21 protein-coding genes are annotated in these 21,710 nt (G+C 71.1%); 9 read left to right on the forward strand and 12 right to left on the reverse strand.

From position 1 onward, the window contains the following. The first annotated feature begins 106 nt into the window (after positions 1-106). Positions 107-646, forward strand: coding sequence for a bacterial proteasome activator family protein (locus tag ACWCP0_RS13685; RefSeq protein WP_451079010.1), 540 nt, complete (start codon positions 107-109; stop codon positions 644-646). A gap of 216 nt (positions 647-862) precedes the next feature. On the opposite strand, the gene ACWCP0_RS13690 is transcribed toward ACWCP0_RS13685, so the two are convergent. From ACWCP0_RS13690 to pdhA, 7 genes are all read right to left on the reverse strand, one after another. Further along, positions 863-1,894, reverse strand: a complete 1,032-nt coding sequence (locus tag ACWCP0_RS13690; protein WP_451079011.1) for an NAD(P)H-quinone oxidoreductase — start codon at positions 1,892-1,894, stop codon at positions 863-865. A gap of 31 nt (positions 1,895-1,925) precedes the next feature. Beyond that, positions 1,926-2,981, reverse strand: a complete 1,056-nt coding sequence (locus ACWCP0_RS13695) for a potassium channel family protein (protein ID WP_451079172.1) — start codon at positions 2,979-2,981, stop codon at positions 1,926-1,928. A 20-nt stretch (positions 2,982-3,001) separates the two neighbouring features. After that, on the reverse strand, positions 3,002-4,441 hold the full coding sequence (locus ACWCP0_RS13700) for a molybdopterin molybdotransferase MoeA (protein ID WP_451079012.1): 1,440 nt from the start codon (positions 4,439-4,441) through the stop codon (positions 3,002-3,004). Further along, the gene (locus ACWCP0_RS13705) at positions 4,441-5,298 is read right to left on the reverse strand and encodes an NTP transferase domain-containing protein (RefSeq protein ID WP_451079013.1); all 858 of its coding nucleotides are present in this window, start codon (positions 5,296-5,298) and stop codon (positions 4,441-4,443) included. Before ACWCP0_RS13705 ends, ACWCP0_RS13700 begins: the two co-directional genes overlap by 1 nt. A 113-nt stretch (positions 5,299-5,411) precedes the next feature. Next, entirely contained in the window at positions 5,412-6,980 is a 1,569-nt protein-coding gene (locus tag ACWCP0_RS13710) for a 2-oxo acid dehydrogenase subunit E2 (RefSeq protein WP_451079014.1), read from the reverse strand. After that, entirely contained in the window at positions 6,980-7,993 is a 1,014-nt protein-coding gene (locus ACWCP0_RS13715; RefSeq protein WP_451079015.1) for an alpha-ketoacid dehydrogenase subunit beta, read from the reverse strand. Before ACWCP0_RS13715 ends, ACWCP0_RS13710 begins: the two co-directional genes overlap by 1 nt. Then, entirely contained in the window at positions 7,990-9,150 is a 1,161-nt protein-coding gene (pdhA, locus tag ACWCP0_RS13720) for a pyruvate dehydrogenase (acetyl-transferring) E1 component subunit alpha (RefSeq protein WP_451079173.1), read from the reverse strand. The genes ACWCP0_RS13715 and pdhA overlap by 4 nt, the downstream gene beginning before the upstream one ends. Positions 9,151-9,363: 213 nt before the next feature. Between pdhA and ACWCP0_RS13725 the strand changes: the two genes are divergently transcribed. Then, positions 9,364-9,879: an Lrp/AsnC family transcriptional regulator gene (locus ACWCP0_RS13725; protein WP_451079174.1), complete on the forward strand. Its 516-nt coding sequence runs from the start codon at positions 9,364-9,366 to the stop codon at positions 9,877-9,879. Positions 9,880-9,949: 70 nt separating this feature from the next. On the opposite strand, the gene ACWCP0_RS13730 is transcribed toward ACWCP0_RS13725, so the two are convergent. Both ACWCP0_RS13730 and ACWCP0_RS13735 read right to left on the reverse strand, forming a co-directional pair. Further along, positions 9,950-10,543: a TetR/AcrR family transcriptional regulator gene (locus ACWCP0_RS13730; RefSeq protein ID WP_351230310.1), complete on the reverse strand. Its 594-nt coding sequence runs from the start codon at positions 10,541-10,543 to the stop codon at positions 9,950-9,952. Positions 10,544-10,548: 5 nt separating this feature from the next. Next, positions 10,549-12,081: a 3-hydroxyacyl-CoA dehydrogenase gene (locus ACWCP0_RS13735; RefSeq protein ID WP_451079016.1), complete on the reverse strand. Its 1,533-nt coding sequence runs from the start codon at positions 12,079-12,081 to the stop codon at positions 10,549-10,551. A gap of 125 nt (positions 12,082-12,206) precedes the next feature. Between ACWCP0_RS13735 and paaN the strand changes: the two genes are divergently transcribed. Further along, positions 12,207-13,868, forward strand: a complete 1,662-nt coding sequence (gene paaN / locus ACWCP0_RS13740) for a phenylacetic acid degradation protein PaaN (protein ID WP_451079017.1) — start codon at positions 12,207-12,209, stop codon at positions 13,866-13,868. A gap of 122 nt (positions 13,869-13,990) precedes the next feature. Here the strand turns inward: paaN and ACWCP0_RS13745 are convergent, their stop codons facing one another. From ACWCP0_RS13745 to ACWCP0_RS13755, 3 genes are all read right to left on the reverse strand, one after another. Continuing rightward, a complete protein-coding gene (locus ACWCP0_RS13745; RefSeq protein ID WP_451079018.1) occupies positions 13,991-14,653 on the reverse strand; it encodes a TrmH family RNA methyltransferase in 663 nt (220 codons plus the stop codon). Beyond that, positions 14,650-15,852, reverse strand: coding sequence for an HTTM domain-containing protein (locus tag ACWCP0_RS13750; RefSeq protein ID WP_451079175.1), 1,203 nt, complete (start codon positions 15,850-15,852; stop codon positions 14,650-14,652). Before ACWCP0_RS13750 ends, ACWCP0_RS13745 begins: the two co-directional genes overlap by 4 nt. Positions 15,853-16,022: 170 nt before the next feature. Then, positions 16,023-16,757, reverse strand: coding sequence for a DUF5819 family protein (locus ACWCP0_RS13755; protein WP_451079019.1), 735 nt, complete (start codon positions 16,755-16,757; stop codon positions 16,023-16,025). A 120-nt stretch (positions 16,758-16,877) separates the two neighbouring features. On the opposite strand from ACWCP0_RS13755, the gene paaA reads away from it, so the two are divergent. From paaA to ACWCP0_RS13785, 6 genes are all read left to right on the forward strand, one after another. Continuing rightward, on the forward strand, positions 16,878-17,885 hold the full coding sequence (gene paaA / locus ACWCP0_RS13760) for a 1,2-phenylacetyl-CoA epoxidase subunit PaaA (protein WP_451079020.1): 1,008 nt from the start codon (positions 16,878-16,880) through the stop codon (positions 17,883-17,885). Continuing rightward, entirely contained in the window at positions 17,882-18,172 is a 291-nt protein-coding gene (gene paaB / locus ACWCP0_RS13765; protein WP_351230298.1) for a 1,2-phenylacetyl-CoA epoxidase subunit PaaB, read from the forward strand. The genes paaA and paaB overlap by 4 nt, the downstream gene beginning before the upstream one ends. Then, positions 18,169-18,870 (forward strand): 1,2-phenylacetyl-CoA epoxidase subunit PaaC, encoded by a 702-nt coding sequence (paaC, locus tag ACWCP0_RS13770; protein WP_451079021.1) that lies wholly within the window; start codon positions 18,169-18,171, stop codon positions 18,868-18,870. Before paaB ends, paaC begins: the two co-directional genes overlap by 4 nt. Continuing rightward, complete coding sequence (gene paaD, locus ACWCP0_RS13775; protein ID WP_451079022.1) at positions 18,864-19,358, forward strand: 1,2-phenylacetyl-CoA epoxidase subunit PaaD; 495 nt, start codon at positions 18,864-18,866, stop codon at positions 19,356-19,358. The genes paaC and paaD overlap by 7 nt, the downstream gene beginning before the upstream one ends. Further along, positions 19,359-20,411, forward strand: a complete 1,053-nt coding sequence (locus tag ACWCP0_RS13780; protein ID WP_451079023.1) for a 2Fe-2S iron-sulfur cluster-binding protein — start codon at positions 19,359-19,361, stop codon at positions 20,409-20,411. Positions 20,412-20,571: 160 nt separating this feature from the next. Further along, a complete protein-coding gene (locus tag ACWCP0_RS13785; RefSeq protein ID WP_451079024.1) occupies positions 20,572-21,708 on the forward strand; it encodes an acyl-CoA dehydrogenase family protein in 1,137 nt (378 codons plus the stop codon). Positions 21,709-21,710 lie beyond the last annotated feature (2 nt).

A 21,710-nucleotide genomic window follows, 5' to 3' on the forward strand; every position in this document is an offset into this window, starting at 1 on the left:
GCGGATTCCGCGGTTCTGAGCCCACTCTGTGCCCCCGTACGAGGGTGGATCACCCTTGTACGGGGGCACACCGTGGGGGAAAGCACATGTGCGAGAGAATGGCGGCATGGAGATGCCGAGGAATGAACGCTCACCGCAGAGCCCCCACGTCCTCGTAGTGGGACAGGACGGGATGGCGCTCGGCGGAGGTGAAATCGACGACGAATCGCGCGAGGTCCCTGTGACGGACATGGTGGAGCAGCCCGCGAAGGTCATGCGCATCGGAAGCATGATCAAACAGCTGCTGGAAGAAGTGCGGGCGGCACCTCTCGACGAGGCCAGCCGCGTCAGACTCAAGGAGATCCACCGCGGCTCGGTGAAGGAGCTCGAGGACGGCCTCGCTCCGGAACTCGTCGAGGAACTCGAACGTCTTTCGCTGCCGTTCACCGACGAGGCGATTCCCTCCGAAGCGGAACTTCGCATCGCGCAGGCTCAGTTGGTCGGGTGGCTGGAGGGCCTCTTCCACGGCATCCAGACGGCGCTGTTCGCCCAGCAGATGGCGGCCCGCGCCCAGCTCGAACAGATGCGCCGGGCCCTCCCGCCCGGAGCCCCCACCGACGAAGACGGCTCCCACACGGGCGCCATCCGCTCGGGCCCGTACCTCTAGACGCTTCACGTGGGCCCCGTTCCCGGAGGGGAACGGGGCCCACGGCTGTTCTCGGGGAAGCCCGTACGCGCGGCGCGGGCATCGGTCGAGGGACCCGCAGGCACGGACGAGAAGAGCGGCACTCACCCACGCACGTGCACGGCTGGTGCGTGCCAGAGCCTCAGGCCGGGCTCAGGACCGGCGCACCGCACACCGGCCCGCGGCCACCGACGGCGCTCAGCCCGTAGCCACGCCCGTGTCCTCTCCCGCGGCGGCGTTCGCGGCATCGCCCGCCGTCACCAGCACCACCTTGCCGACGTTCGCACCCGACTCCAGCACGCGGTGCCCTTCCGCCGCCTCGCGCATCGGGACGGTGCGGTCCACCACCGCCCGCACCGTCCCGGCCTCGACCAACGGCCACACATGCTCGCGCACCGCCGCCACAATCGACGTTTTCTCGTGCAGCGGCCGCCCTCGCAGAGATGTCGCCGTCACCGCCGCCCGCTTCCCCAGCAGCGCGCCCAGATTCAGCTCGCCCTTCACGCCACCCTGCAGCCCGATCACGGCCAGCCGGCCGTTCACGGCCAACGCCCGCACATTCCGGTCCAGATACTTCGCGCCGATGATGTCGAGGATGACGTCCGCCCCCGCCCCCTCCGTCGCCTTTCTGAGCTCCTCCACGAAGTCCTGCTCGCGGTAGTCGATCAGGATGTCCGCGCCCAGCTCCGCGCAACGCGCCAGCTTCTCCGGCCCACCCGCGGTGACCGCGACCTTCGCGCCCACCGCCTTCGCCAGCTGGATCGCCATCGTGCCGATCCCGCTCGCCCCGCCGTGCACCAGCAGGGTCTCGCCCGGCCGCAGATGCGCCACCATGAACACGTTGGACCAGACCGTGCACGTCACCTCCGGCAGTGCCGCCGCCGTGACCAGGTCCACCCCTTCCGGCAGCGGCAGCAACTGCCCGACCGGCACCGCCACCTTCTCCGCGTAGCCGCCGCCCGCCAGCAGCGCGCACACCGTGTCTCCCACGCGCCACCCGGACACCCCGGGGCCGAGCGAGGCGATGCGCCCCGAGCACTCCAGCCCGGGGTACGGGGACGCTCCGGGCGGCGGGTCGTAAAAGCCCTGCCGCTGCAACAGATCCGCGCGGTTGACGGCGCTCGCGACGACGTCGACGAGGACCTCCCCCTCGCCGGGCACGGCATCGGGCACCTCCGCCCACACCAGCGCCTCGGGACCACCTGGTTCGGGAATCGTGATCGCATACATGGCCGCGAGGCTACTCCGACGCCCCCGGCCGCTACTGCGCGACGCCCGGCGGCGGCGCGTTCGTCGCCCGCGCGATGGTGATCAGACGGTCCGTCAACTGCAGCGGGCTCGCCTGAGGATCGTCGTACCCGAGCAACCGATGCCCGCGCAGCACGCTCACCACCAGGTCGTCCGTCTCCCGCACGCCTTTGCCGACCTCGCTCTTCGTCACAGGACGCTCGATGACATCGAGCCCGGCGCCCTGTTGGATCAGGTCCTCCATCACTCTGCCGGCACTCGGACTGAGCACGGAGAGCCCGAGCAGCCGGCCGGCCGCGCTGGCGCTGGTGATCACCACATCCGCCCCGGACTGCCGCAGCAGCGGTGCGTTCTCCTCTTCCCGTACCGCGGCGACGATCTTCGCCCCACGGTTGAGCTGCCTCGCCGTCAGCGCGACCAGCACGGCCGTGTCGTCACGCTGCGTGGCGATGACGATCTGTTTCGCCCTCTGCAGCTCGGCGCTCAGCAAGACCTCGCTGCGGGTCGCGTCCCCGGTCACGCCCGTGAAGCCGTCCGCATTCGCCGCCTCGATGACCTTCGAACTCGGGTCCACGACGACGACCTGCTCCTTCTTCAGACCCGTCGCGCACAGGGTCTGAACCGCGGAACGTCCCTTCGTACCGAAACCGACGACAACGGTGTGGTCACGCAAGGTGTCCCTCCAGCGGTTCAGCCGCCACTCATCCCGGGTCCGGGTGGTGAGGACCTCAAGAGTCGTGCCGACCAGGATGATCAGAAAGAGCACACGCAGTGGCGTCACCAGCAGCACATTCGCCAGCCGTGCACTGTCACTGCGCGGAACGACATCGCCGTAGCCCGTGGTGGAGAGGGTGACGGTCGCGTAGTAGACGGAGTCGAGGAGGTCGACCTTTTCGTCGGCGTTGTCGTAGTAGCCTCCGCGGTCGAGCCAGACGATCAAGACCGTCAGAAGCAGCACACCCAGCGCTATCAGCAGGCGTCTTCCGACCTGGCGCAGCGGACGCTCGACGACCCTGCGCGGCATCGTCACACGTGCGGTGACCAACTGTTCGTCGGCCTGCCTGGCCATGGCATCCTGGCCGGAAAGTTTCACGTGAAACGCCCCTCACCGTTCGGCGACCACGGCAGCTCGAGGACCTCCAGCCCATCGCCGGGGCGCGCCCCGCCGGGTGGCACGACCGCGAGACCGTGCGCGGCGGCGATACCGCGCAGCATGGCCGGACCGTTGTAGTGCAGCGGCGCGAGCCGGTCGCCACGGTGCACCACCGGCACCAGCCGGGTGTCGTGCGGATGGCCGTGCACCTCGTCCCGCAGGGAGGCGCGATAGGGGGCCGCGGTTGCCGCCCGTCCCGACATGCCCCGCAGCAGCGGCTCGGCAAGGGTGAGCAGCCCGGACACGGCGGCCAGCGGATTCCCGGGAAGCCCCACCAGGTACCGCCCTGGCGCGAGCCTGGCCATCAGCATCGGATGCCCGGGGCGCACCGCGACACCGTCGACGAGCAGCTCGGCTCCCGCCTTGCTCAACACCGGGTGGACATGGTCGACCGGCCCGGCCGCCGTGCCGCCCGTGGTGACGAGGAGGTCCGCCTCCGATGAGATGACGGCCTGGTGCAGCGCCTCCGCATCGTCACCGATCCGTCGGGTGGCGAGCACCTCGGCGCCGAGCGCACGCAGCCAGGGCCCGATCATCGGCCCGAGGGCGTCACGGATGAGCCCGTCGCGGGGAAGCCCTTCGGTGAGCAACTCGTCGCCGAGCACCAGCACTTCGACGCGCGGCCGACGGACGGTGAGCAACTGGTCGTACCCGGCGGCCGCGGCGAGCCCGAGGACGGCCGGAGTCACCGGGACGCCGGCCGGCAGGAGTTGGTCCCCGGACCGGCATTCCTGGCCGCGGGGTCTGATGTCCTGACCGTGGGTCACCTGTCGCTGGGCGTGGAGGTGGCCGCTCCCGTCGCTATGGGAGTGCTCACTGCGGATGACGGCGGTGGCTCCGGTCGGGATCCGGGCCCCGGTGGCGATCCGTACGGCCGAGCCGTCGGTGAGCGCCTCCGGTTCGCTGTGCCCGGCGAGGATGCCGCTGCCGCTGCTCCGGACCTCCCAGGGGCCCGGTCCCGCGACCGCCCAGCCGTCCATGGCCGAGGTGTCGAAGGGCGGCAGATCGGTGAGCGCGGTGAGCGGTTCCGCGAGCACCTGCCCGAGGGCCCGGTCGAGCGGCTCGTGCCGGGTGCAGGGAGAAGCCTCGCGGCCGACACGCGCCGCGAGGGCACGCGCCTCGCCCCAGGGTGCTGCGCCGTGCCGCTCGGTGGCCGGTCGCCCCTGGCCGTGGCTTGGATGCCGGCCCACGAGGGCGAGAGCGTCCTCCACGCCGTCGTCGGCGTGGTCGCGGGCCGCGGCCGTGCCCGGTGCTGTGGCCGTGACCGGGGCTGGGGCGGCTACGCGACCACGGGCGCCCGGACCCGTACCGGACCCTCCTGCATGAGCCTGTCCGGGCACGCCCGGAGCGTCGGATTCGCGATCCTGTGTGGCCATCAGCTGCCGGCCTCGTCCGCTTCCGCCGCCCAGCGGTCGGCGAGTGCGGCAGCCTTGCGCGCCGCTTCGGCTACGGCTTGGGCACTGTCGCCGCCCGCCTTGGCCGCCGCATAACCGACGAGGAACGTGGTGAGTGGTGCTGCGGGCCGCGCGACACCGTGCGCGGCATCCCGGGCCAGATCGAGAAGGACGCCGGTGTCGACGTCGAGTTCGATGCCCAGTTCGGTCTTGACTGCGGTGATCCATTCATCCAGCACGTTCCCATGCTCCCTGATACGGGCCCTGGCCGCGGCAATGTCCTCCCAGGTGTCGCAGTCGAAGGCGTCGAGCGGCCCCGCTGCGACACGGTCGAGCTCCAACTCCTGCGTGAGACGCCGCAACGGCAGCCCGGCGAGTCCCCCGCACTCGGTGGCGATGCGACCCAGCTCTCGGCGCAGCGGCTCCGTCCGGTACGCGGCGACGAGCGGCTGGTCCCGGCCCTCCGCGTCGGTGAGCAGCGCGGCTTCCGGCCCGCCCGGGTCCAGGGCCTCGAGCAGCCGTCGTACCGTCGTGTCCCCCAGAAACGGCAGATCCGCCGAGAGCACGACAACCGTGCCCGCCTCGGTCTCCCGCACCCCTGCGTCGAGCGCGGCGAGCGGCCCGCCGCCGGGCGGAAACTCACGCGCCCAGATCACGGGGCGCACGGTCGCCCGCCGGTCGCCCACGACGACGGTGCGGCCCGCGCTCCGGCACGCCGCGAGCACGCGGTCGAGCAGCGCCCGGCCGCCGATTCCGACTCCGGGCTTGTCCGCTCCGCCGAGCCGCTTGGCGGCACCTCCGGCGAGCACGATCGCGTCGTACTCCGCTTGCGCAGTCACCCCAGCAGTATGGGCCGCGATCACCCGTTCGGAACCGCTCGGGACGGTTCAGGACGGCTCGGAACCGCTCGGGACGGCTCGGGACCACGCGGACTGCCCCGAGCCGCTCCGGGCTACAGCGTGCGCAGGAGCACTGCCGGATTCTCCACGCAGTCGGCCACATACCGGAGGAAGCCGCCTGCCGTACCGCCGTCGCACACCCGGTGGTCGAAAGTGAGCGAGAGCTGCGCGACCTGTCGGACAGCGAGCTCGCCCTCGTGCACCCAGGGCTTCGGCACGATGCGGCCGACTCCGAGCATGGCCGCCTCCGGGTGGTTGATGATCGGCGTGGACCCGTCGACCCCGAACACCCCGTAGTTGTTCAGCGTGAACGTGCCGCCGGTGAGGTCCGCCGGGGTGAGGCTGCCCCGCCGGGCCGTCTCGGTGAGCCGGGCGAACTCCTCGGTGAGCGATTCGGCCGTGCGACGGTGGGCGTCCCGGACGACGGGGACGACCAGACCGCGCTCGGTCTGGGCGGCGAAGCCGAGATGCACCCCGGGCAGACGCACGATCTCCCTGGCCTCCAGGTCCACCGTGGCGTTCAGCTCGGGGTAGCGGGCAAGGGCGGCCGTACAGATCCGGGCGAACAGGGCGAGGAGCGAGATCTTCGGCCCGCCTGCTGCATTCATCGCCCGGCGCGCGGCCATCAGCTCGGTCGCGTCCGCGTCCACCCAGCAGGTCGCGTCCGGTATCTCCCGACGGCTGCGGGACAGCTTCTCGGCGACGGCCCCACGCACCCCGCGCAGCGGGATCCGCTCGACGTCTGCGACGACGGGGCCGGCCGCGGGCGCGGAGACGGGCGCCGCCGCGAATGTCGGCGTGGGCGCCGAAGTGGGCGCGATCTGCTGCGGCGCGGCGCCGCCGGCCAGGGACCGTACTGCCTGCTCCACGTCGGCCCGCAGGATCAGCCCGTCGGGCCCGGACCCGTGCAACAGACGCAGATCGACCCCGTGCTCCCTGGCCAGCCTCCGCACCAGCGGCGAGATCACGGCCACGGGCCCCTCGCGGCCGGGCTCGGCAGGGCCGACGGGAGCGGCCTGAGCGAACTCCTCGCCGAGGACGGCGTCGGGCGCCGGGCTCTCCACAGCGCTGTCCCACACGGGTTCCGGGAAGCTGTGCCCGCCACCCGACGGGTCCCCCGACGCGGCCGCCTGGGCAGCGCCGGACGAAGCACGGCTTCCTGCCCGGCCCGCCACAGGAGCAGCCCCGCCGCCGGACGCCGGGGCGTACGCGGCGCCCGACAGAGCCGTCGGCCGGATCCGGCGACGGCGGGCCGCCGGGGCGCCCGTGCCGTACCCGACCAGCACATTGCCGGAGGACTCGTCCCCGGAGGCCGCAGAAGTGCCCGAGGCGCCGGACGCGGGCGACGTCCCGGAGCCCGCGGGCGCCGACTCCGACGCGCCGACCGCGACGGTCAGCAGCGGGGCCCCGACGGGAAGCTCCGCGCCCTCCTCGCCGAAGCGCGCGGTCACCACGCCCGCGTACGGGCACGGCACCTCCACCATCGCCTTGGCCGTCTCGACCTCGACGACCGGCTGGTCGATGGCGACGACGTCGCCCACGTCGACCAGCCAGCGCACGATCTCCGCCTCGGTCAGACCTTCACCGAGGTCGGGCAACTTGAACTCGAGCACCTGGGCCATCAGTTCTCCGCCTCCCACTGCAGCCGCGCCACGGCGTCCAGCACCCGGTCCACACCCGGCAGGTGGTGACGCTCCAGCATCGGCGGCGGATACGGAATGTCGAAACCGGCCACCCTCAGCACCGGCGCCTCCAGGTGGTGGAAGCAGCGCTCGGAGACCCGGGCCGCTATCTCCCCACCCGGCCCGCCGAAGCCCGTCGACTCATGGACGACCACGGCCCGCCCGGTGCGCCGCACCGAGGCGCACACCGTCTCGTCGTCGAAAGGCACGAGCGAGCGCAGATCGACAACCTCGAGGTCCCAGCCCTCCGCCTGTGCCGCCTCCGCAGCCTCCATGCAGACTGGCACGGACGGGCCGTACGTGATGAGCGTGGCACTGCGACCCCTGCGCCGTACCACCGCGCGCCCGATCGGCTCCACCGCCGCCGGGGCGTCCGGCGACCAGTCAGCCTTCGACCAGTACAGCCGCTTCGGCTCCAGGAAGATCACCGGGTCGTCGGAGGCGATCGCCGCCCGCAGCAGCCCGTACGCGTCGTCGACCGTCGCGGGCGTGACGACATGGAGCCCCGGAGTCGCCATGTAGTACGCCTCGGAGGAGTCGCTGTGGTGCTCGACGCCGCCGATCCCGCCGCCGTACGGAACACGCACCGTGATCGGCATCGGCATGGTGCCCCGCGTGCGGTTCCGCATCCGTGCGACATGGCTGATCAACTGCTCGAACGCCGGATAGGCGAAGGCGTCGAACTGCATCTCCACGACGGGCCGCAGCCCGTACATCGCCATGCCGACGGCCGTCCCGAGGATGCCGGCCTCGGCGAGCGGCGTGTCCGTGCAGCGGTCCTCTCCGAACTCCTTGGCGAGCCCGTCGGTGACCCGGAAGACACCGCCCAGAGTGCCCACGTCCTCGCCCATGACATGGACGGACGGGTCCTCGGCCATCGCGTCCCGCATCGCGCGCTGGAGGGCATGCGCCATCGTGGCGGGCTTGGCCCGCCCCGCAGTTGCCGTGCTCATCGTGCGTCACCCTCCGCGCCGTGCGCGCCTTCCCCGCCCTCGGCGTCCAGCTCGGCGCGCAACTGTGCGGCCTGCTCCCTCAGTTGGCTGGTCTGCTCGGCGTAGACATGCGCGAACAGATCCATCGGATCGAGCACCGGGTCGGCGTTCATCCGCTCCCTCAGCTGTGCGGCCATCGTCTCCGCGGCCTCTGCGGCCGCCCGTACGGTGTCCTCGTCGAGCAGCCCGCGCCCGGTCAGCTCGCGCTCCAGCAGCCGGATCGGGTCGTGCTCACGCCAGGCCTCCACCTCGGCATCGGCCCGGTAGCGGGTGGCGTCGTCGGCGTTCGTGTGCGCGTCCATGCGGTACGTGACGGCCTCGACGAGGGTGGGGCCCTCTCCGCGCCGCGCCCGCGCGACGGCTTCGCTCAGCACCTCGTGCACCGCCGCCGCGTCGTTCCCGTCGACCAGTCGGCCCGGCATTCCGTACCCCACCGCCTTGTGGGCGAGAGAGGGCGCGGCCGTCTGCTTGGCGAGCGGGACGGAGATCGCGAAGCCGTTGTTCTGCACGAGGAAGACGACGGGGGCCTGCCACACGGCGGCGAAGTTGAGCGCCTCGTGGAAGTCGCCCTCGCTGGTGCCGCCGTCGCCGACCATGGCGAGCGCGACAACGTCGTCGCCCTTGAGACGCGCGGCGTGCGCCAGGCCCACGGCGTGCGGCAGCTGGGTGGCGAGCGGGGTGCACAGGGGCGCTATGCGGTGCTCGTGCGGGTCGTACCCGGTGTGCCAGTCGCCGCGCAGCAGCGTGAGCGCCTGGACGGGGTCGAGGCCACGGGCCACGGCAGCGAGGGTGTCCCGGTAGCTGGGGAAGAGCCAGTCGCGCTCCTCCAGGGCGAGCGCGGCCGCGACCTCGCACGCTTCCTGGCCGGTGCTCGACGGATAGACGGCGAGCCTGCCCTGCTTGGTGAGCGCGGTCGCCTGCGCGTTGTACCTGCGGCCGCGCACCAGCTCGGCGTACAGCCGCAGCAGCAGCTGGTGGTCCGCCGCGGCAGCTGCGTCCGTACCGAGCACGCGGTACGGCTCGGCGTCGGGAAGCAGCGGCGCAGGGTCGGTGCGCGGCTTCCACGCCGGCGGCGGGGTGGGCCGGTCAGCGGCACCCGGCCGCTCCTCGACCGTCATGCTGCTCTTCTTCAACGCGAGCACCTCCTCGTGGGAGCGGGCATAAGGACCCATGAGGGCGCGGAGTGTGAGGCGCCTCACCTACCGATTGTTCGGTCGTGGGCGCATTTTGGCTACAGGCACCTTCAGCCTGTGGACAAACGGTTCTCCACAGCTTGGGATAGGAACAGGTCGTCCACAACAGAGAGGCGGGGGGACGTGACAGCTGAACAAATGGCCGACGGCGAGGACCGCACGGTGTACGAAGCCGTGCCCGGAGCCGCCCAGGGCCCGCCGCCCCGCCCTCTGGACGCGATCGACCGGGACATCCTGCGGATCCTGCAGACGGACGGGCGCGCCTCGATACGCTCCGTGGCCGAACGGGTGCACGTCTCCCGCGCCAATGCGTACGCGCGCATAAACCGGCTCATCGAAGACGGCGTGATCCGGGGCTTCAGCGCCCGCGTGAACCACGAGCGAGCCGGGCACGGCGCCTCCGCGTACATCACGCTCAAGATCGTGCAGAACTCCTGGCGCACGGTGCGCGAGCAGCTCCAGGCGCTGCCGGGGGCCGCACACATCGCCCTGGTCAGCGGCGACTTCGACGTGCTGCTGCTGGTCCACACGCCGGACAACCGCACGCTGCGCGAACTCGTCCTGACCAAGCTCCAGTCGATCCCCGAGGTGCTCTCCACCCGCACCCTGCTGGTCTTCGAGGAGACGGACCTGGACCCCGATCCGGCACGCTGAGCGCGCCACGGGGCGAGGGCGGCCGTGCCCCGTGGCCGACGCGCGCGCCTACGTGGTCGCGCACACAGCGCTACGGCGCTGTACGCAGCCCGTCGAACGCCAGCCGTACGACGGCGTCGGCGACCTGCTCCCGGTCGTAGCCGGTACCGGCCTGCGGCCGGTACCACTCCACCAGGGAGTTGACCATGCCGAAGAGCAGCCTGGTCGCCAGCCGCATGTCCATGTCGGCCCGGAGATCGCCCTCGGCCGCGGCAGCCTTGAGCAGGTCGGCGACCTTGTGGTCGAACTCCCGGCGCCGCTCCATGGCCCAGCGCTCGGTCCTGGTGTTGCCGCGCACGCGCAGCAGCAGGGTGACGTAGGGCAGCTCGGCCATGAGCACCTCGACCGTGCGCCGGGTCACGTACTCGACGCGCTCTATGGCACGCCCGCGCACCGCCCCGGGCTCGTCGAGGATCCCGAAGAGCCCGTCGAGCGCGCGGCTCACCGCGCGGCGCAGCAGCTCCTCCTTGCCCGCGACGTGGTGGTATATCGACGACTTCGAGATACCGGCGGCCTTGGAGAGGTGCTCCATGGAGGTGCCGTCGTAACCACGCTCGTTGAAGACGCGGACGGCGACGGAGAGCAGGGTCTCCGGGGTGTAGGTGTCGCGCTTGGCTGTCGTCATGAGACCTACTCGCCCTTCATCTGGACATAGGACTGGCGGTAGAGACCCAGGGACGGCGCATAGCGGCCGGTGGGCATGCGTGCGTGGAGCTCGTCGAGCAGCTCGTGCGCCCAAGCACGACCGAGCCTGCGGCCCCATTCGACCGGGCCGATCGGGTAATTGACGCCGAGCCGCATCGCCGTGTCGATGTCCTCGGCGGACGCGACGCCCTTGGCGACGGCGTCCGCCGCGAGGTCCACCAGCATCGCGACCGTACGCGCGACGATCATGCCCGGTACGTCGCCGATGACGCTGACGCTCTTGCCGAGAGCCTGGAACAGGCCTATCGACTGCCGGAGCGTCTCCCATTCCGTGACCTCGGAGGCGGACAGGGCGATCCGGGTCGCCGCCCGGTAGTCGAGCGCCAGGTCGAAGTAGACGACGTCCCGGAACTCGGCGGACGTCTGACCGTCGGCGAGCACCAGCTGCCCACCGCTCGGCAGCAGGATGCGGGTCCCCTGGTCTTCCTCCTCCTCGCGCACGGTGATGCCGACCTCGCGGCACAGCTCGAGCAGCTCGCGTGCCGGGCCCAGATCGCCCTCCACGGTGATGTGCGAGGGCGGCTCGGTCGCCGGAGCGGTGTGCGGTGCGGGGCGCTCGGCACCGTCCGCGTACGCGAACCAGCCCTGTCCCGCCTTGCGACCCAGGCGCCCGGATTCGACCAGCCGTCGCTGGGCGAGCGACGGCGTGAACTTCGGGTTCTGGAAGAACGCCTCCCACACGGAGCGGGTGACCGCCTCGTTGACGTCCTGCCCGATCAGGTCCGTGAGCTCGAACGCGCCCATTCTGAAGCCGCCGCACTCACGCAGGACCGCGTCGATCGTGGCAGGGTCGGCACCCCGCTCCTCGTGGACGGCGAAGGCCTCCGCGTAGAAGGGGCGGGCGATGCGGTTGACGATGAACCCAGGGGTGTCGGCGCAGCGCACGGGCGTCTTTCCCCAGGCCCTGGCGGTCTCGTACGCGCGCGCCGCCGCGGCCTCGTCGGTGGCGAAGCCGCTGACGACCTCGACGAGAGGGAGCAGGGGGGCCGGGTTGAAGAAGTGGAGTCCGACGAACCTGCCGGGCAGGCGCAGGGCGCCCGCGATGGCGGTGACGGAGAGGGAGGAGGTGTTGGTGGCGAGGATGCAGTCCTCGGCGACGATCGCTTCCAGGGCGCCGAAGAGCTCCTGCTTCACAGAGAGTTGTTCGACGACGGCCTCGACGACCAGTGCGCTGCCGGCGAGCTCCTTGAGGTCGGTCGCCCGCTCCAGCCGGAGCTCCGCGGCGCCACGCGCCTCCTCGTCCAGCCGCCCCTTCTCGACCAGCCGCTCCAGGCGGGTGAGGATGGCACTCGCGCCCGCCTCCGCCTGACCGGGGGCGACGTCGTAGAGGCGCACCCGATGGCCGGCGAGGAGCGCGACCTGGGCGATGCCCTGCCCCATGGTCCCGGCGCCCACGACCGCGACGGCACGGCTCGGCGCGATGGCGCCGTCCCTCTGGATGGCCTCTGTGGCGGTCATGGCTGTGATCCTCCCCTACGAGTTGCCCACAGGTTTCTACGGACCCCTCTTGTCCCGACCGATCGTTCGGTTACTCTAACTCTGTCCGCGATTCCCTGCCCAGCTCGACGAGGAGTTGGTCTTCCATGCAGCTGACCGAGACCCACCGGCCCACGCTCGACCAGGCCCTCGAGACGATCCGCTCCCGGGCGTACTGGTCGCCGCACCCCGAGCACCCCAAGGCGTACGGCGAGACGGGTGCGGCCGACGGCCTCGCGGCCTACCAGTCCCTGCTGGGCACCCGCTTCGAGCTGGACCAGCCCGGCACCGACGGCTGGACGGGCGGCGAAGTGTCGCCCTACGGCCCGGAGTTGGGCATCGAGTATCCCCACCCCGACCTCGACGTGCTGCTGCCCGCGATGCGCGCGGGCATGGCGGCGTGGCGGGAGGCCGGTCCCGAGACCCGCGCCCTGGTCTGCCTGGAGATCCTGTCCCGCATCAGTGCCCGCACCCATGAGTTCGCTCACGCTGTCATGCACACGAGCGGTCAGGCATTCATGATGGCGTTCCAGGCGGGCGGCCCGCACGCACAGGACCGCGGCCTGGAGGCGGTGGCGTATGCGTACGAGGAGCAGATGCGCACCCCTGCCGCCGCGGACTGGTCCAAGCCGCAGGGCAAGCGCGACCCCCTGGAGCTGCGGAAGGCGTTCACCGCGGCCCCGCGCGGCATCTCGCTGCTGATCGGCTGCAACACGTTCCCCACGTGGAACGGGTACCCGGGCCTGTTCGCCTCCCTCGCCACCGGCAACCCGGTCCTGGTCAAGCCGCACCCCCGCGCCGTGCTTCCTCTGGCACTCACGGTGCGGATCGCTCGCGAGGTGCTGAGCGAGGCGGGCTTCGATCCGAACCTGGTCGCGCTGGCCGCCGAGCGCCCGGGCGAGGGCATCGCGAAGACCCTCGCCATCCGCCCCGAAATCAAGATCATTGACTACACGGGCTCCACCGCCTTCGGCGACTGGCTGGAGGCCAACGCCCGCCAGGCCCAGGTGTACACCGAAAAGGCCGGAGTCAACACGGTCGTCGTCGACTCCACCGACGACTACAAGGGGATGCTGTCCAACCTGGCCTTCTCCCTCTCGCTGTACAGCGGCCAGATGTGCACCACCCCGCAGAACCTGCTGATCCCGCGTGACGGCATCACGACGGACGCGGGCCGGAAGTCGTACGACGAGGTGGTCGCCGACCTCGGCGCCGCCGTCGCCGGCCTGCTCGGCGACGACGCCCGGGCGAACGCCCTGCTGGGCGCCCTGGTCAACCCCGATGTGAAGGCCCGTCTGGAGGCGGCGACCAACCTCGGCGAGGTGGCCCTGGCCTCGCGCGAGGTCACCAACCCCGAGTTCCCGGACGCCGTGGTGCGTACGCCGGTGATCGTGAAGCTGGACGGGGCCAAGCCCGAGGACGAGGCCGCGTATCTGGCCGAGTGCTTCGGCCCGGTGGCGTTCGCGGTCGCGGTCGACTCGACGGCCGACGCGGTGGAGCTGCTGCGCCGCACCGTCCGCGAGAAGGGCGCGATGACGGTCGGGGCGTACACGACCTCGCCGGAGGCCGAGCGGGCCGTCGAGGAGGTCTGCCTGGAGGAGTCGGCCCAGCTGTCGCTCAACCTGACCGGCGGGGTCTATGTGAACCAGACGGCGGCCTTCTCCGACTTCCACGGCTCGGGCGGCAACCCCGCGGCGAACGCCGCGCTGTGCGACGGCGCCTTCGTGTCGAACCGCTTCCGCGTGGTGGAGGTGCGCCGCCAGGCCTGACGGCGCACGGTGTTCCGTGGCCCGCGCCCGCGGGCCACGGAGCGCCGCACACGGCGGGGCCACAGGCCCACGCGGCGTCGCGACCGCCGACGCCACGCCGCTGCGGCTCGAGGCGGCGGGCCTCAGCCCGCCTGATCAGGAATCTCCGCGTACCGCTGCACCCACGCATGCATCGCGATCGCCGCGGCCGCGCCCGCGTTGATCGAGCGGGTCGAGCCGAACTGGGCGATCGAGCACACCATCGCGGCATGCTTGCGCGCCTCCTCGGTCAGCCCCGGGCCCTCCTGGCCGAAGAGCAGCACGCATCGCCTGGGCAGCTCGGTGCGCTCGAGCGGCACCGCGCCCGGCAGATTGTCGATCCCGATGATCGGCAGTTCCTCGGCCGCCGCCCAGGCCGTCAGTGACTCCGTGTCGGCGTGGTGGCGCACATGCTGGTAGCGGTCGGTGACCATCGCGCCGCGCCGGTTCCAGCGCCGCCGCCCCACGATGTGGATCTCCTTCGCCAGGAAGGCGTTGGCGGTGCGGACCACGGAGCCGATGTTGAAGTCGTGGCCCCAGTTCTCCACGGCCACGTGGAAGTCATGACGCCGGGTGTCCAGGTCGGCGACGATCGCCTCCCGCGTCCAGTACCGGTAACGGTCGACGACATTGCGCCGGTCCCCGTGGGCGAGCAACTCGGGGTCGTACGGTCCCCCCTCCGGCCAGGGGCGCGGATGGGGCCCGACACCGACCTCGGGGCTGTAGCCGTCGTCGTACTGAACCGGTTCCTGGGTCTCGCTGCTCACCCGACGAGGGTACGTGCGGCCTGCTCCTCGGGCGCACCGCGCTGATCGGGGACCCGCTCCCGCCCGCGCCGGAGCACCCTGTCCCGCCCGCGCGCCACACGGCCGCCGAGCCACACCAGGAACACGGTCGGCAGGAACACCGCATCCGCGGCGATCATCGCCATCGAGAAGAACGGCAGGCCGAGCAGCACGGCGATGCCGGCGTGCTCCAGCATCATCGCCACCAGCAGGACGTTCTTCACCTTGCGGTTGAAGAGCGTGAAGGGGAAGGCGACCTGCACGATGACCGTGCCGTATGTCACCAGCATCACGATCACCCCGCTGCCGGCCAGGATGTCGGAGAGCCCGGCCCAGGGGGTGAAGTAGTCGAGATTGAGCGGGTAGTACAGGGCGCTGCCGTCCTGCCAGCGCGAGCCCTGGATCTTGTACCACCCGGCGGTGGCGTAGATCAGACAGACCTCGGCCATGATCACGGCGAGGGTGGCGTTGTGGATGAGGTTGGCGAGGACGTCGAGCAGCGTGCGCAGCTCGCTGCCCGGTGCGCGGCGATTCACCAACCACCAGACGCCGTGGAGGATCCACAGCGCCCAGAACAGGCTGATGAACCACCACTCCCCGCCGACCCGGTCCAGGACCGTCCCTGCGAGAAGGACCACGCCGAGCACCGTCCAGAGCGCCGGGCCCGCCCAGTCACGTACGGGACCGGCCTGACCGCGCGCAGCCTCGCGCCGGGCACGAAGGGCCCGGCGGGCGTCCAGGGACCACACCTGCCCGCAGCGGGTGAGGACGAGATAGATCGCCATGAGGTGGATGACGTTGTCGCCTCCGTCGCCCATGAAGATGGACCGGTTCTGCAGCGACAGGACACCTGTCATGAAGAGCACCGACATGGCCCGGGTCCGCCAGCCGAGCATCAGCAGCGCGCTGGAGAGCACGGCGACGATGTACACGACCTCGAACCAGACCGTGCTGTCGGACCACATCAGCGCGGTGAAGGCATGATTGTTGGCAATCAGCTGCTGAGCCATGTCCCAGCCCCACGGGCCCTCGGGCCCGTACAGCTCCCGGCGGTTCGGGAACTCGCGCAGCAGGAAGAGCAGCCAGGTGGCCGCGAAGCCGATGCGGACGATCGCACTCTGGTACGGACCGAGGGCGGTCGCTGTCACGCGCTGAATGGCGTGGGCCAGACGGCGGTCCATGGTCCGGCGGTCGTGGCGCGCGCGGTCTTCGGGGCCCACACGGCTCCCGGCGCTCTCGCGGCTCACGGTCTGGTCCCGGTTCGCGATGCTGTCGCGGTTCTCGGTGCTGTCGCGGTATTCGCTGCTCTCACGGTTCTCACGGTCGGGGATCTCCGCGTCGAGGGCCTGGGTCACTTGGCCGCCTCCGTGTCTGCTGCGCCGTCGTTCCGCGTTTCCAGGGGAAGATCCGCGTCGGTCACCTTCCACCAGGGGAGCACCCGGAAGTAGGGCCGGGTGTCCGTCTTCTCCTTGCTCCACGCCGGGGCCTTGACGGAGCGGGTGACCGACCGCAGCTGGACGCGCTCGACCTTTCCGCCGAGGTCGTGGTGCTCGAGGCGCATCATCACGATGCGGCGTATGTAGCGCTCGGAGAGCTGGCCGCGAAGGCCGTTGGGCCGGTTGTCGTCGGTGTGCGAGTTGGCGTAGAAGTCCCAGGCGCGGCGGAGTTCGTTCTGGTCGACATGGCTGGGGAGGAGGTTCCCGCTGATCGCCTCGGCGTCCTCGGCCGAGAGGTCGATCCACTTGCTCGTACTACGGACGCCGTCACCGTCCGTGACCTCTGCCCGGACCTGGACCCCGATGTTCTGCTGCAGGGGATTGGGGGCGAACAGCTTCCAGTTCTGCTCGAACTCGGGGTAGATCCACCCGTCGACCGCCTTGCCGTGCTGCTTGGTCACGGTGTTCGACGGCGCGACATGAAGGAAGACCATGGCCAGATGGGTGCAGCCGAGCACACCGATGACCGCGAGGGCGATCGCGGCCACGACCTGATAGGGCAGGGAGAGGCTCACTATGCCGCCCTGGGCGCCCTCGTCGCCCGCAGGCGCCTCCTCGCGCCTCGCTCCCTCGTTGCCGTACGAGTCCATCCCGCCCCGATCCCCATGGTCACTTCGGTCCACCGCGGTTATCCACAGGGTTGACACCTTACGGCCCTCAGACTCACCATTGAAGTCATTCAACCGAACGATCGGTCGGTAGGGGGCCCGATGACGGCAGTGACTGCGGAGACAACTGCGACTACGACGCACCAGGCGCGGTTCGACGCTGCCGTGGCCGCCGACGAGCGCATCGAGCCTCGCGACTGGATGCCCGATGACTACCGCGCCTCGCTGGTGCGCCAGATGGCCCAGCACGCGCATTCGGAAATCATCGGCATGCAGCCGGAGGCGAACTGGATCACGCGCGCGCCCTCCCTGCGCCGCAAAGCGATCCTCATGGCCAAGGTGCAGGACGAGGCGGGCCACGGCCTGTATCTCTACAGCGCGACGGAAACGCTGGGTACGAGCCGTGAGGAGCTCCTCGACAAGCTCCACTCCGGCCGCCAGAAGTACTCGTCGATCTTCAACTATCCGACGCTGACCTGGGCCGACGTGGGCGCGATCGGCTGGCTGGTGGACGGCGCGGCGATCACCAACCAGGTGCCGCTGTGCCGCTGCTCCTACGGGCCGTATGCGCGCGCCATGGTCCGGATCTGCAAGGAGGAGTCCTTCCACCAGCGCCAGGGGTACGAGCTGCTGCTCGCGCTCTCGCAGGGCACCCCCGCCCAGCACGAGATGGCGCAGGACGCGGTGAACCGCTGGTGGTGGCCGTCCCTGATGATGTTCGGCCCTCCGGACGACGCATCGGCGCACTCGGCGCAGTCCATGGCCTGGAAGATCAAGCGCCACTCGAACGACGAGCTGCGCCAGCGCTTCGTGGACATCTGCGTCCCGCAGGCGGAGGCCCTGGGCCTGACCCTCCCCGATCCGGATCTCCGGTGGAACGAGGAGCGGGGTCACCACGACTTCGGGACCATCGACTGGGACGAGTTCCGGCAGGTCCTCAAGGGCAACGGACCGTGCAACGAGCAGCGGATCACCCAGCGCCGCCGGGCCCATGAGGAGGGCGCATGGGTTCGCGAGGCGGCTGCGGCGTACGCCGCGAAGGCGGCCGCCGGCAGGTCGGACGAGTCGAACGAGAAGCGCGACGAGGCGCACGTGGAGGCAACGGCATGAGCAGCTCGACCGACTGGCCGCTGTGGGAGGTGTTCGTGCGTTCGCGCCGCGGGCTGTCCCACACCCACGCGGGCAGCCTGCACGCCCCGGACGCCGAGATGGCGCTGCGCAACGCCCGGGATCTCTACACCCGGCGCAACGAGGGCGTCTCGATCTGGGTGGTGCCGTCCGCGGCGATCACCGCTTCCTCCCCGGACGAGAAGGACCCCTTCTTCGAGCCGGCCGCCGACAAGCCGTATCGCCACCCGACCTTCTACGACATCCCGGAGGGGGTGAAGCACCTGTGACCGCCGCACTCGCGCTGGGCGACGACGCTCTGGTGCTCTCGCACCGGCTGGGGGAGTGGGCGGGCCACGCCCCGGTCCTGGAAGAGGAGGTCGCCCTGGCCAACATCGCCCTTGACCTGCTGGGACAGGCCCGGACGCTGCTCTCCCTCGTCGGCGACGAGGACGAGCTGGCGTATCTCCGTGAGGAACGTGCCTTCCGCAATCTCCAGCTGGTGGAGCAGCCGAACGGCGACTTCGCGCACACCATCGTCCGGCAGCTGTACTTCTCGACGTTCCAGCATCTGCTGTTCGGACAGCTGGCGGCGGTCGACGGCGAATTCGCGGGTCTCGCGGCGAAGGCGGTCAAGGAGGTCGCCTACCACCAGGACCATGCCGAGCAGTGGACCCTGCGCCTGGGCGACGGAACGGCCGAGAGCCATGAGCGGATGCAGCGTGCCTGCGACGCGCTGTGGCGGTTCACCGGCGAGATGTTCCAGCCGGTGGAGGGGCTGGACGTGGACTGGGAGTCGCTGCGCACAGGGTGGCTGGAGTCGGTCACGGCCGTGCTGGAGCGTGCCACGCTGACCGTCCCGGGCACGGCGGACCGGGGTGCCTGGTCGGCAGGGGCAGGGCGACAGGGCCTGCACACCGAGCCCTTCGGGCGGATGCTGGCCGAGATGCAGCACCTGCATCGCAGCCACCCGGGGGCGTCATGGTGACCGACACGCTGCTGGAAGCCGAGCTGCGGAGGCTGGCCGGGTCGGTGCCCGACCCGGAGCTGCCCGTGCTGACGCTGGAGGAGCTCGGTGTGCTCCGCGGCGTCCAGGTACTCGGCCCCGGCAGGGTCGAGGTCGCGCTGACCCCCACCTACACCGGCTGCCCGGCCATCGAGGCGATGACTTCGGACATCGAGCAGGTGCTCCATGACCACGGCATACCGGAGGTGTCGGTCGTCAAGGTGCTCGCCCCTGCCTGGTCGACGGACGACATCAGCGCGGAGGGCCGCCGTAAGCTCGCGGAGTTCGGCATAGCCCCGCCACGCCCGGGCGCCAAGGACGGCCCGGTCCCCCTCACGCTCACCGTGCGCTGCCCGCACTGCGGATCCACGGACACGGAGCTGCTGAGCAGGTTCTCCTCCACGGCGTGCAAGGCACTTCGCCGCTGCACGGCCTGTCGCGAACCGTTCGACCACTTCAAGGAGTTGTAGATGTTCCATCCGCTCCGGGTCAGCGAGGTCGAGCGGCTCACGGACGACTCGGTGGCCGTCACTCTCGCGGTCCCCTCCGAGCTGCGCGACGCCTTCCGCCACACCCCCGGCCAGCACATCGCCCTCCGCCGTACGGGGGCGAACGGCGAGGAGATCCGGCGTACGTACTCGATCTGCACTCCCGCCGCCCCCGCCGGCGAGGATCCCCTGCTCCGCGTGGGGATCCGGCTGGTCGACGGTGGCGAGTTCTCGACGTACGCCCTGAAGGAGCTCTCCGTCGGGGACACGGTCGAGGTCATGCAGCCGATAGGCCGGTTCGTCCTGGAGCCGCGTCCCGGGCACTTCGCGGGGATCGTCGGGGGCAGCGGAATCACCCCCGTGCTGTCGATCGCGGCGACGCTGCTGGCGCGGGAGCCGGAAGCCCGCTTCTGTCTGATCCGCAGTGACCGCACGGCGGCGTCGACGATGTTCCTGGAGGACGTCGCCGACCTCAAGGACCGCTATCCGGACCGCTTTCAGCTGGTCACCGTGCTCTCCCGGGAGGAGCAGCAGGCCGGTCTGCCGTCCGGGCGGCTCGACCGGGAGCGGCTGACCGGGCTGCTGCCCGCGTTGCTTCCCGTGCCGGACGTGGACGGATGGTTCCTTTGCGGACCGTTCGGACTGGTCCAGGGCGCGGAGCGGGCGCTTCGCGGCCTGGGTGTGGACCGCAGCCGTATCCACGAGGAGATCTTCCATGTGGACGAGGCGCCTGCCCCGGCGCCGGTCGCCGCGCCCGCGCACAGCACGCTGAGTGCGACGCTGGACGGCCGCTCGGGCACTTGGCCGGTGCAGGAAGGGGAGTCGCTGCTGGAGACGGTGCTGCGGGCCCGTTCCGACGCGCCGTACGCCTGCAAGGGCGGTGTGTGCGGTACCTGCCGGGCGTTCCTCGTCTCGGGAGAGGTGCGGATGGACCGCAACTTCGCACTGGAGCAGGAGGAGACGGAGGCGGGCTATGTGCTGGCCTGCCAGTCGCATCCAATGACGTCCGAGGTGGAGCTGGACTTCGACCGCTGACGCGGAGGAGGTCGCTTCCCGGCATACCGGCCGGCACTGCCGGCACCATTCCCTTCCGCTAGAACCTGTTCTATCTTGACGATCCGTCAGATCTGTCGGGCCGGTCGGATTCTCCGATCCGACGGACAGGGGCAGAGCCGGTGCGCGGAAGGACAGGGCAGTGGACTTCACCTTCACCGAGGAGCAGCAGGCGGCCGTCGAAGCGGCGAGGGCGGTCTTCTCGGGCGTCGCGCCCGACGGGGTGCCGAGCCCCGCGCTCAGCCCGGGTGCGGTGGCCGAGGAGTTCGACCGGCCGCTGTGGGCAAGGCTCGCGGGCGCCGACCTGCTGAGCCTCGTGATCGCCCCGCGGCACGGTGGGGCGGGCCTGGACCCGATCGCGCTCTGCCTTGTGCTGCGGGAATCGGCAAAGGTCCTGGCCCGTGTGCCGCTACTGGAGACCAGCGCGGTCGCCATGGCCGTGCAGCGCTTCGGCGGCGAAGCGCTCGGCAGCGGGATCCTGCCCCGCGTCGGCGCGGGCGAGCTGGTGCTGACTGCCGCGGCCAACGGCCGCACCGGCCATGACGCTGCCGAGCTCGCCGTCACCGCCCGCCAGGACGGCGACTTCTGGGTGCTCGACGGGATGCAGACAGGCGTGCCCTGGGCTCAGTGCGCCGATCTGCTCGCCGTCCCCGCGCACACCAGTGACGGGCGAGCGGTCCTCGCTCTCGTGCCCAGCGGCCACGAGGGTCTGACCCTCGCCGAGCAGTTCTCCACCAGTGGCGAGCTCTTCGCCGAGGCCCGGCTGGACTCCGTACGGATCGAACGTGCCGCGCTCATCGATGCCGAAGGAGCCTGGGAGTGGCTGCGGGGGCTGCTGGCCACCGGAACCTGTGCGCTGGCGCTCGGCCTCGGTGAGCGAGTGCTGTCGATGACGAGTGAATACACCGGCAAGCGCGAGCAGTTCGGGTTCCCCGTCGCGACGTTCCAGGCCGTGGCCGTACAGGCGGCCGACCGCTACATCGATCTGCGCGCGATGGAGGCGACCCTCTGGCAGGCCGCCTGGCGCATCGGCACCGGAGCGGGCGGGGCGCTGCCCCCCGCCGGGGACATCGCGGTGGCGAAGATCTGGGCGTCCGAGGGCGTGCGCCGCATCGTCCAGACCGCGCAGCATCTGCACGGCGGCTTCGGCGCCGACACCGACTATCCGCTTCACCGCTATCACGCCTGGGCCAAGCAGCTCGAGCTCTCGCTCGGCCCGGCGGCAGCCCATGAGGAGGCCCTGGGCGACCTGCTCGCCGCCCACCCCCTGGGTGCTTAGCC

Source organism: Streptomyces sp. NPDC001970, from assembly GCF_053594115.1.